Annotated in this window: 6 protein-coding genes and 2 pseudogenes; all 8 read right to left on the bottom strand. The window is 45.7% G+C overall.

Annotation, left to right across the window (positions count from 1 at the left end; genetic code table 11):
- Positions 1-1,406, bottom strand: a 1,406-nt coding sequence (locus SCRDD08_RS12045) for a PolC-type DNA polymerase III N-terminal domain-containing protein (protein WP_231089375.1), incomplete at its 3' end; no start/stop codon positions are given.
- A gap of 117 nt (positions 1,407-1,523) precedes the next feature.
- Positions 1,524-1,904, bottom strand: coding sequence for a PH domain-containing protein (locus tag SCRDD08_RS09680; protein WP_045500867.1), 381 nt, complete (start codon positions 1,902-1,904; stop codon positions 1,524-1,526).
- Positions 1,905-1,993: 89 nt separating this feature from the next.
- Complete coding sequence (locus SCRDD08_RS09675) at positions 1,994-3,844, bottom strand: proline--tRNA ligase (RefSeq protein WP_061423499.1); 1,851 nt, start codon at positions 3,842-3,844, stop codon at positions 1,994-1,996.
- Between the two features lie 45 nt (positions 3,845-3,889).
- Positions 3,890-5,146: pseudogene (gene rseP / locus SCRDD08_RS09670) on the bottom strand (RIP metalloprotease RseP).
- Between the two features lie 70 nt (positions 5,147-5,216).
- A complete protein-coding gene (locus SCRDD08_RS09665) occupies positions 5,217-6,020 on the bottom strand; it encodes a phosphatidate cytidylyltransferase (protein WP_061423498.1) in 804 nt (267 codons plus the stop codon).
- 15 nt (positions 6,021-6,035) lie between these two features.
- Positions 6,036-6,785, bottom strand: coding sequence for an isoprenyl transferase (locus tag SCRDD08_RS09660; protein ID WP_061423497.1), 750 nt, complete (start codon positions 6,783-6,785; stop codon positions 6,036-6,038).
- 217 nt (positions 6,786-7,002) lie between these two features.
- Positions 7,003-7,338, bottom strand: coding sequence for a preprotein translocase subunit YajC (gene yajC, locus SCRDD08_RS09655; protein WP_005591861.1), 336 nt, complete (start codon positions 7,336-7,338; stop codon positions 7,003-7,005).
- 132 nt (positions 7,339-7,470) lie between these two features.
- Positions 7,471-8,816: pseudogene (locus SCRDD08_RS09650) on the bottom strand (transketolase family protein); the annotation flags it as partial.

The raw sequence follows: 8,816 nt of genomic DNA, 5'->3' as shown, positions 1-8,816 counted from the left end.
GACAGGGGATGGCCGGGGTTGATAAACTCATCAAACTCAGCGATGATATTGCCCTTGTGCATCTTGCTGGCAGCGACCTGAATCAAGTCATTGTAGACTGCTGAAAGCCCTGTCGTTTCCACGTCAAAGACTACATAGGTCGCATCGCTCAGTTCCATGTCCACTTCATTGTAGACGATGGGCACCCGGTCTTCTACAATATTAGCCTCCATGCCGTAAATCAGCTGGATACCAGCCTTCTTGGCTGCCTTGTAGCCGTGGGGGAAGCTCTGCACATTGCCGTGGTCGGTAATGGCGACAGCCTTGTGGCCCCACTTAGCCGCTGTCGCTACGATCTCCTCCACTTCAGGCAGGGCATCCATAGTAGACATATTGGTATGGGCGTGAAATTCGACCCGCTTCTGACCCTCCGGCATCAGGTCCTTACGCTCATAGTGGGTAACGGCCTGCACATCCTGGACATTCATGGTCAGGTCGCGGGTGAAGTTGTTCATCTCCACATTGCCCCGCACGCGCAGCCAGGCACCTTTCTTAATCATGTCAAACTTCTTGGCTTCTTCTTCGTTTTTCAGCCATTTCTGCAGAGCAAAGCTGGAAGTGTAGTCGGTCATCTTGAAGTTGAGCAAGACCCGGCCGGTCCGAGTGACCTTCTGCTCCAGATCAAAGACCATGCCCTCAAAGACCAGACGATTCTCCTCAGTCTGAACTTCGATCATAGGAGTAATCTCTGCCTTGTCCAGATTTGGTTTAGCCGCAGCCTTGCGAGCTTGGAAATCATAAATCGGTTTTTCTTCTGGCGGTGGCGCCATCTGTTGCAGGGATTCCATGGCTTTGAGCGCCTCTTCATTGGCCGCCTGAACAATCTTGTCATTCTCCGCCTGGAAATTCTCCGCTTGCTGCTGGGTCAGCTCATCGCTGTGCTGAACCTGACAGGTCAGCTGAGGAAAGCCGTATTTGACCAACTGGCGACTGAGATTTGGCAGGTGATTCTTACGAAAATGCTCCGTATCGATTGTCGAAGCGCCCTCAATCAGCAGCTTGTCCCCATCCAAATGAACCTGCAAATCCTGATACAGACTCTTGAAGCCATGACTGGCACAAGGCCCCTCCTCAAAGGCCAGCTGATAATAAGCCTGCAAGAGATCATCCGATACCTTAGGATCCTGACAATGAATTTCAAAAATGGCCTGATTGCCCGTCTTAGAAAACTCTTGAGCTAAGTGCTTCTGCAATTCCCGAAAAATCTCAATGGGCAGAATATTAACAAAAGAAAAATGAAACTCCCAGACCCGACTGATCTTGTGGACCAGAACCTTCTCAATTTCTGCATTCAAAAAGGCCTCTGAATTTCTCATTTCCAGTGGCATATCCAGCTGATGCATTAAAATTTCAAACTTGTTTGACATGATATTTCCTCGTACAGTAGTGACCCTATTTTACCATAAATCAGCACTTTTTTCGATAGAAAAAGAGTCAGACAAACTTGTCTGCTCTTCGTTCATACTACAAGAAAACCAAGTGTTTTATCTCAATACTGCTTCTGCCAGCGCTTTTTGGATGGCAATGACACTTTTATCACTTCGGAAAGTTAGGGTTTCGGCTGGTTCCTCAGCACTGGAAACCCAGATTTTCAGCTCAGCATCTAGGTCAAAGTGGCCAGCCGTTTCCACTGAAAAGCGAGAAATGGAGCGATAAGGATATGACTTATAAGCCGTTTTCTTGCCTGTCACTCCCTGCTTGTCCACCAAAATCAACCGCTTATCTGTAAAGACAATCAAGTCGCGAATGAGACTGAAAGCCAGCTCCACATTTTCTGCTGGCGTCAGAATATTCTCCAATTCTCTTTCTGTTTTTTCAATATCTTTCTGAGAGGCATTGCCCAATAAACCGCTGAATAATCCCATGTTTCGATCCTCCAATCCATTTTCCCTACTATAGCATTTTCGAGGCCAATAAGCAAAAGAAAACTGCCAGATAAAACTGGCAGTTGTTTTTATTTTGTCAAAATAGACAGAGTTTCTAGCAGATTATCAGCGTGGACTTCAATAGTATCGCCCGTAGCCTTAATCTTGACTTCGACGATGCCTTCTGCGGCTTTCTTACCAACTGTCACGCGGATTGGGAGACCAATCAAATCGCTGTCGCTGAACTTAACACCCGCGCGCTCATTGCGATCGTCCACCAAGACTTCATAACCAGCGTTTAGCAAGTTAGCCTCGATTTGGTCAGTCAGAGCCAGAGCTTCCTCGTCCTTGACATTGACCGGAATCAAGTGCACGTCAAATGGTGCCAGCTCTTTCGGGAAGTTGATTCCCCAAGCATGGCGGAATTCACCCTTAGGAGTTTTATTGACAAAGAGACGAGCGTGCTGCTCCATAACAGCAGAGAGGAGACGGCTGACACCGATACCGTAGCAACCCATAATCATCGGTACAGCACGGCCATTTTCGTCCAAGACATTGGCATTCATGCTGTCAGAGTAACGTGTTCCCAGCTTGAAGATATGCCCAATCTCAATCCCGCGAGCAAACTTAAGGATACCTTGACCGTCCGGAGACACTTCACCTTCACGGACTTCGCGGATGTCCACATATTCAGGACTAAAGTCACGGCCTGGATTAACACCAGTCAGGTGGTAGCCATCTTCATTGGCTCCTGCCACAGCGTTAGAAAGGTCTTGGACTCTACGGTCTGCGATAATAGTCACATCTTCTGGCAGATTGACTGGCCCTAGTGAGCCAAAGCCTGCGCCCAAGAGCTGACGAACATCCTCTTCACTAGCAACTTCAAAAAGATCTGCACCCAAGTGGTTTTTAAGCTTAACTTCGTTGAGTTGGTCATTGCCGACAAGGAGCGCTACGACAGGCTTTTCATCAGCCATATAAACCAAGGTCTTGATTGTTTCTTCTGTATCAACTTGTAGGAAAGCTGCCACCTCGTCAATAGTCTTGCAGTCAAGTGTTTCCACACGCACCAACTCTGCTTCAGTCACTACTTTTTTATTTGGTTTGTAAGCATTGGTTGCCATTTCTAGGTTGGCTGCATAGCTAGACTCACTTGAGTAGGCAATGGTATCTTCCCCAGAAACCATCCACTTGAGCAATTCTGCCTTGATTTCTTCTTGCACTTCTACAGGAATCTCATCAAATGAGGCAACCGTTTTGTCCAAAACGACCCAACGATCAAGATCTGTACGAGCAGGTGTGATTGCCATAAATTCCTGACTATCCTTACCACCCATGGCCCCACCGTCGCCGATAATGGCTTTGAAATCTAGCTCGCTGCGAGTGAAGATTTTCTCATAAGCAGATTTGTACTCATCATAAGTTACATCCAAACTATCATAGTTGGCATGGAAACTATAACCGTCTTTCATGATAAATTCACGGGTACGAAGAAGTCCATTACGTGGACGCTTTTCGTCACGGTACTTAGGCTGGATTTGATAGAGGTTAAGCGGTAATTGCTTGTAAGATTTAACAGAGTCACGGACAATGGAAGTGAAGGTCTCTTCGTGTGTCGGACCTAGGATAAAGTCTGATTTTTCACGATTTTTCAGCTTGTAGAGATCTTCACCATAAGTTTCATAACGGCCAGACTCGCGCCACAAATCCGCACTAAGCAGGGCAGGCGCCAACATTTCAACTGCACCAATCTTATCAAACTCTTCCCGCATGATTTTTTTAGCCTTTTCAATGACACGGTTAGCCAGTGGCAGATAAGAGTATACTCCCGCAGAAACTTGGCGAACATAGCCAGCCCGCAACATAAGGGCGTGGCTGATAACCTGAGCATCGCTTGGCATTTCGCGCAGCGTTGGGATTAGCATTTTACTTTGTTTCATAAAAACAAAACTCCTTCATAGAATATTTTTCAATCTTTTAAAATGTTAGAAGAACAATTTCATAATATCATTCCAAGTCACGGCAATCATGAGAACAACCATGACAGCTACCCCTACGAGGGTAACATAGCTTTCTGTTTCCCGTTTCAAGGGTTTGCGACGGATGGCCTCAAGGATATTGAGGACAATTTTTCCACCGTCCAAAGCCGGAATCGGAATTAGATTAAAGATCCCGATATTAAGAGACAGCATAGCTAAAAGACTCAGAATAGCCGGTAGACCTTGCTGAGCTGCCTGACTGCTGACATTATAAATAGCAACCGGACCGCCTAATTTATTTAAATTAAAGTTAAAAATCAAATCTTTCAAGGCTGTCAAAATCCGACCTGTAGTCGTCCACGTAGCAGTAAAGCCTCCAACTACCTTGTCCCAAAAACCAGTCTTGATAGCAGGTGAAACGCCCAATAGATAGCGATCCCCCTCTTTTTTTAGGCTCTATGTCCACTTTATGAGTCTGACCGCCGCTCTTATAAGTGATGGTCAATTTTGGTGCATCTGCCTTATCTTTCGTCGCTTCTGACACTGCTTTAGTCAGATCACCCCAGTTTGCAATCTCATAATTATTGACTTTCAGAATCTGGTCATTACTTTTTACCCCTGCCTTGGCAACGGCGCTACCTTCCAACACCTGAAAATGATTGCTATCTTCATCTTGGACACCGCCTTGCAGAAAGGCCAAGAGCATGAAAACTAGAATGCTCAAAATGAAATTATTCATGGGGCCTGCAAAATTGGTGATGAGGCGTCCCCAGATAGTCGCATTTTGATATTGAACATCCAGCGGAGCAATCCGAACTTCCGTTCCGTCTTCCTCAACAATGGTCGCATCGTGATCGACAGAATAAGTCTTGCTTTCATCTAAGACCAGCCCTGTAATCTCCAGCTTTTCTTCAAAATCAAAACTGGTCACATCATAGGCAGAGCCGTCTGATCAATTTTCTTGCCAGACAGATTGATACGGACAACTTTCCCATCTTCATTCAAGGTCAGACTAGCTGGCGTACCTGTTTTGATTTCTGTCGAATCCTCGCCCCAGCCAGCCATGCGGACATAACCACCTAGCGGTAAAATCCGAATCGTGTAGGCTGTTCCATCCTTGCCAATATGAGCAAAGATTTTCGGGCCCATCCCAATGGCAAACTCACGAACTAGAATGCCTGATTTTTTGGCAAAGTAGAAATGTCCAAACTCATGAACCACCACGATGATCCCAAAAATAATAATAAATGTAATAATCTGCATAAGTCTAATCTTTCTCTTAAGATTGTTCATTAAGCCAAGAAGGCTTTCGGCTGCTTGGCCACCAAACTCCTTAGAACAGGCCAAAGAGGTGCATCAGTGGAAAGACAAAAAGCAAGCTATCAAAGCGATCCAAAACGCCGCCATGCCCTGGAATAAACTTCCCTGAGTCTTTCACACCAAAGTGACGCTTAATAGCGCTCTCTACCAAGTCGCCGAATTGGCCAGCAAAACTAAAGACAACAGTCAAGAGCAGCATGGTCACAAAGCTATACGGAGTGGCAACTTGCGGACGGATAGACATAAAAATCGCAGAAACCAGCACCGCTGAGATAACTCCTCCTAAACTGCCCTCAATGGTTTTATTTGGCGATACCTTTGGCAATAATTTTCTCCGTCCGTAGCGAGTACCAACCAGATAGGCCCCACTGTCTGTCGCCCAGACGATAAAGAGAGCCAGCAAAACCTTGTCCACATTCACCAAACGGGCATCGATCAAAGCATTAAAGCCTAGACCAACATAAAAACTAGAAGCAATCGGATAAGCCGCATCTTCAAAACTATAAGAGGAACCTAAAACAGTCGCTCCTAGCAAGACGAAAACAACCAAGCCATAAGCCATCACATTGCCGTCCACGGGCAAAAACTTCAAGTAATTTTCAAGTGGCAGGGTCAAGACAAAAGCTGCCAGCATAGCCAATCCGCCCTCTAAGGTCGCTGTCGGAAGCCCCTTCATCTTAAGCAATTCATGCACTGCTAGCATAGCTAGAAGGCCAACACTGATCTGGAAGGGAATCCCTCCCATCTTCACTAGAGGAATAAAAATAGCTAGAGCAATTCCTCCAAAAAGAAGACGTCTTTGTAAATCTAAACTCATCTTTTTCTCCCTCCTTTATACACCGCCGAAGCGGCGATTGCGGCGATTATACTCTACAACCGCTTCCTTCAAAGCCTTCTCATCGAAATCTGGCCAAAGAATATCTGTAAAATACAACTCGCTATATGCTGTCTGCCAAGGCAAGAAATTGCTAAGGCGCAGCTCGCCACTCGTACGAATAACCAAGTCAGGATCCCGTAAACTTGCAGGCAAACTGCTGGTATAAAGATAATCTCCAAGCATTTCCTCTGTAATGTCAGCCGGTTGGACTTTCGCATCTAAAACAGCTTGGGCAAGCTTTTGAACCGCTTGATTGATTTCAGCTCGTCCACCGTAGTTCAGGGCGAAGTTCAAAATCAGCCCTGTATTCAAGCGAGTCAGATCTTCAGCTTTCTCCAAGGCCTTAAAAGTAGCTTTAGGAAGTCGCTTCGTGTCGCCAATCATTTGAATTTTCACATTGTTTCTGTGCAATTCTGGCACATAGCGATCATAAAACTCAACCGGCAAATTCATAATGAAGGACACTTCTTTTTCTGGTCGCGTCCAGTTTTCCGTTGAAAAGGCATAGACTGTCAAGACCTGCACACCCATCTCCTTAGCTGCAATCGTCACTTCTTGCAAGGCTTCCATACCTGCCTTATGTCCAAAGACGCGCGGCTGCATACGTTTTTTAGCCCAACGACCATTGCCATCCATGATAATGCCTATATGCTTGGGAACAAGCAAGGCCTCATCGAGCTTTTCTTTTTTCTTAAAACTAAACATATTTTTTATCCTATTTAAAGTTTTATCATTTCATTATATCATAAATCCTTTAAATGTGGGCAGGAGAGCTGATTTTTCGTCTATCAGAGCTGATGATGAATAGCTATTAGTGTATGCAGGTAGGTTTCGCTAGTGTTGTGCAACTATAATATTGTAAAAGATGAGCTTACAAAATGTCCTTAAAATAAAAAAGACAGCCTCTCGACTGTCCTGTATCCTATTCTTCAATGGCAGTATCTTCATCAGACACAGCGATATCGCCTTCCACTCCCGCAGCAGCTGGGATACCTTCTGTCAATGGCAAAACAGTCTTAATGGCTGCTAATTCAAATGTCAAGAAAACACCGTCTACGTCCAAGACAACAGTCTTACGCTCTGAATCAACTTCGTCAACAGTTCCGTAAAGACCACCAATAGTAATGACTTCATAGCCTTTTTGCAGTTTGTTGAGGCTTTCCATCCGTTTTTCAGCTTGCTTTTTCTGTGTCCGTACTTGGAAATACATCATTCCCACTAGTACAACGAAAAAAATAATCATCATTGTTGGATTCATTTCTCTTCTCCTTTGGAATTCATCTACTAATTACTATAGCAGATTTTGGCCCGTTTGACAAGGCAGGAAAATGATTTCCAAAAAAATCGGGATGAATGGCATCCCGATCTTATGTCTTTTTATTTCAGATTTTTTAACAACTTCTGATACATGTTCAACTGTAAAGCCATATTCTTCCAGAACCTTGGCTGCTGGTGCAGAAGCGCCGAACCGATCGATACCGATAACTGCGCCGTCCAGACCGACATACTTGTACCAAGGCTGGCTAGCTGCCATCTCGATTGCGACGCGGCGACGAACTGCATTTGGCAGAATTTCTTCTTTGTAGGCTGCATCTTGAGCGTCAAAAAGCTCTGTTGATGGCACGCTGACCACGCGAATTTTAGCGCCTTCTGCAGCAAGTGCTTTAGCAGCCGAAACAGCCAAATTAACCTCAGAACCAGAAGCCAACAAGATAGTATCGAAATCTGCTCCTGTTTCGTAAACCACATAAGCTCCTTTAGCTACCTTGTCAAAGTCTGTTCCTTCTTCGACTGTCAGATTCTGACGGGTCAAGACCAGAGCAGTCGGAGTGGATTGACTCTTAAGGGCCAAGTACCAAGCCGCCTGAGTTTCACGCGCATCTGCTGGGCGAAGAACAGTCAGGTTTGGAATAGCACGCAGACCAGCCAAATGCTCAATTGGCTCGTGAGTCGGTCCATCTTCACCAACTGCAATAGAATCGTGTGTGAAGACATAAGTCACTGGCAAGCCTTGAAGGGCAGACAAACGAACAGCTGCCTTAACATAGTCTGAGAAGACGAAGAAGGTACCACCGTAAACGCGAAGACCACCATGAAGCGCCATACCGTTGAGAATTGTTCCCATGGCAAACTCGCGCACACCAAATTGGATATTGCGGTTGAGACGGTGGGCATCATCCTGCAGACCGTCTTCCTTGATGTAGGTCATATTGGAGTGAGCCAAGTCAGCAGAACCACCGAGGAAAGTTGGAAGGACCTTAGCTGCCGCATTGAGAGCATTCTGACTAGAATTACGGGTCGCTTGAGAGAAGCCATTTTCAAGCACTGGGAAGTCTTCTGGTTTGATTTCTACTGGATCCTGACCAGCAATGATAGCTGCTACTTCTGCTGCCAATTCTGGATGGGCTTGCTTATAGTCCTCTACTAGCTGTTTCCAAGCATCGTATGCTGCGGCACCACGCTCTGCTACATTTGTACGGTAGTCAGCATAGACTTCCTCAGGAATCTCAAATGGCGCATAGTCCCAGCCCAAGGCTTTACGAGTAGCTTCTGCTTCTTCTGCTCCTAAAGGCGCACCGTGAACTGCATTGGTTCCTTGCTTGTTTGGTGAACCGTAACCGATAACTGTCTTAACTTCAATCAAAGATGGTTTGCCAGAAGCTTTCGCTTCATTGATAGCTGCATCAATCGCTGCAAGGTCTGTTCCGTCTTCCACCAAAGCAGTGTGCCATCCAT

Origin of the sequence: Streptococcus cristatus (genome assembly GCF_001578775.1) — a bacterium.
Classification (GTDB): domain Bacteria; phylum Bacillota; class Bacilli; order Lactobacillales; family Streptococcaceae; genus Streptococcus; species Streptococcus cristatus_A.
Note: the sequence above shows the minus strand (reverse complement) of the source record. Positions and strands in the feature narration are given on the sequence as shown.